Source organism: Thermogemmatispora sp., assembly GCF_019683635.1.
In the GTDB taxonomy this organism is placed as follows: Bacteria; Chloroflexota; Ktedonobacteria; order Ktedonobacterales; family Ktedonobacteraceae; genus Thermogemmatispora.
Genome location: NZ_JADGIA010000343.1, coordinates 1 through 2,686, shown reverse-complemented (window position 1 = coordinate 2,686; position 2,686 = coordinate 1). Strand labels below are relative to the sequence as shown.

The following is a 2,686-nucleotide window of genomic DNA, read 5'->3' as shown; positions in this document are numbered from 1 at the left end:
CTGGCGAGTCGCTGCACATGAGCCATCTCTTGCGCGCCGCCGCCGTTGAGTATGCCAAGCTGGAGAAGCCGCTGACCGAGGCGGAGATCGGAGGCTGGCCATGAGAAAGCTTACTGACCGCTATGCGGACCGTCGACCGAGGCAGGAGCTGACTGAGCAGGAGATCCAGACTGCCACCAGCACCGGGGAGAGCCTGGATGCGGCCACGCGCGCCTTTATGGAGCCGCGTTTCGGCCATGACTTCAGTCAGGTGCGCATTCATGCCGATGCGGAGGCGGCCCAGGCGGCGCAGGCCCTCAACGCGCGGGCCTATACCGTCGGGCAGGACATCTTTTTCGGCCCGGGAGCCTACGCGCCGCAGACGGACGAAGGGCGGCACTTACTGGCGCACGAGCTGACGCATACGCTGCAGCAGCAGGGGACGAGCGGGGGCGTGCAGGGAGTGAGCGAGCGATGGGAGAGCAGCGAGCAGGAGGCGCGGCGGGTGGCGCAGGAGGTGATAGTGGCGGGTGGGCCGGTGGGAGCGCCGCGAGCGGTGAGCCGCCTAGGGGCGCCGCTCGTCCAGCGCGAGGCGCATGCCACCCAGCCTGACGCTCCCCGGCCTGAGATGACAGCCCTCGATGTGACCGGCAGCTATGAGGCACTCGATCCAGGGGGGGCCAACCGCATCACCGTGGAGTTGAATCAGGCCGGTCGCCATATTGAGGGCTGGTGGCAGTTGCGGAGCTACAGGAGCAGCAGCGGCGCCCATCTGACAGCCATGCGCCTCTCGGGCGATCTGACGGAAGACGGCGGCGATCACGTCACTTTCGCTTATCGGCGCATCTCCTCTGGCGGGACGGCCTATGCGGGCACCCTGACCGTGAGTCGGAGCGGCCCCTCTGTACGTATGTGGATGCACGAGGGCGGCGACACCATTGAGCGTGATGAGCAGGGCAATCTCGTGCTCGGCGGCTGGTCGCATCAGTTTGAGCGCACCGCAACGGGGGTGCATCTCTCCGACCAGGCCATTCAGGCCTTCCCCCAGGAGACACGCGCCCTGGTCCAGGCGACCGAGAATGCGCCGCTGGACCGCGCCGAAGAGCAGCGCCTCGCGGATGGGGGGGCCCAGATCCAGTCACTCATTCGCCAGTATCTGGACGCAACGCGCGAGAGTGTGGTGCGTTCGGCCAGAGCCGCTGTGCTGAACGACTACATCAGAACACTCATGGGCTATTATGCCCCTCAGCAGATGCCGCTCGTCATTCGCCGCCTGCGCGAATATCTGGTCAATCCTACTCTGCAGAGCGGAGAGACCACCCGCCCCTACTGGGATTGGCTGCAGATCATCGTCTCCGCCGAGCCGAGCTACACCACAGATATTCAGCGGTTGCTGGAAATCTCGCCTCACGGGCCGTCGGACCCCAATGCTCCTCAGCATAAGTATCGCTGGCGCTTCAGTGTGGTAGGTGCTGATGTCGACCTGGGGGTTGGACTGGGCGGCTTTCTCGGTGTCTTCATCGTCGAGAAGCTGGCACCCGATACCTGGACGGCCCAATACTTCACCCTGATGGGCACGGCTGCTGGGGGCTTCTCTGCGGGTACCACTGTCGGTCAAACTACAGCCTGGAGCGAGATACAGACGCCTTTTGCCTGGACCAGCGGCAACTTCCGCGGCCCCTATCTGGTCACGGGGGGCTCAGCTGGCGGCACGGCAGTGGTCGGCCTCAGCTATACGCCAGCGGCCTTTATCAACTTCTATGGCGATGGCACCTTTCCAGTGCTGACGGGCGATGCCAGCGGCTTGGCCGCCGTCTATGGCCTCTCTGCGGGAGCAACTGTCTCGATATATGCAGGCTATCTGTTTGGCGGACGCGAGGAGGCCATCCGCGCCGCTCGGGAGCAGCATGCGCTCACGGCGCAGGCCGGCTATCAGAGCGAGGCGACGGTACACTTTGCGGTCGACGATCCCAGCCTGACCGACGAGGGCTGGCAGGCCATTCGCCAGATGTGCGCCGAGCAGCGGGCGGCCCTCATGAATCCCGAGAGTCGCCTGAGCATCGACGGCTATACCAGCACCACCGGAACGGTGGCGCGCAATCAGCGCCTCTCCGAGCTGCGCGCACAGAACACGCTGCAGGCCATTCGCGATGTGCTCGGTCCAGCGCTGGCTCTTCCCGACCGCCAGATCAGCGTGATTGGTCATGGAAAGACAGCCGCCCTGCAAGCCGGCTCGCCCGATCAGCGCGAAGACCAGGCCTGGCGCAAGGTGGAGGTCTTGCTGAATGGCCAGGTCGTGCTGACGCTGCGCTAGTCCCCTGAGGCAGAGCAAGCAGCGTTGGAGGAAGACGTCACTGCCTCGCCTGTCTCCTCTGTTAGAGGGAGGAACATGATGACTGTGAACAGAGAGCGAAAGCGGCAGGCTCTGCCGGCGAACGCCGCGCTAGAGAGCGAGACCAGTCGCCTGGCACCTATGCCAGAGCAGCTCACCGCTACGAATCCGACGGCGAGTGCTGTGGCGGGGGAGCCACTGCCAGAGGCGGTGCGGGCCTACATGGAGCCGCGTTTCGGCCACGACTTTAGTCAGGTGCGTATTCACGCCGATGCAGAGGCGGCCCAGGCGGCGCGCGCCCTGAATGCGCGGGCCTACACCGTCGGGCAGGACATCTTTTTCGGCCAGGGGGAGTACGCGCCGCAGAGCGAGGCG

2 protein-coding genes are annotated in these 2,686 nt (G+C 65.3%); both read left to right on the top strand.

Annotated elements, in window-relative coordinates; genetic code table 11:
• Positions 1-100: 100 nt before the first annotated feature.
• Positions 101-2,293, top strand: coding sequence for a DUF4157 domain-containing protein (locus IRZ31_RS21100; protein ID WP_297157683.1), 2,193 nt, complete (start codon positions 101-103; stop codon positions 2,291-2,293).
• 84 nt (positions 2,294-2,377) lie between these two features.
• Positions 2,378-2,686: DUF4157 domain-containing protein (locus IRZ31_RS21095; protein WP_297157680.1), on the top strand; the 309-nt coding region annotated here is incomplete at its 3' end.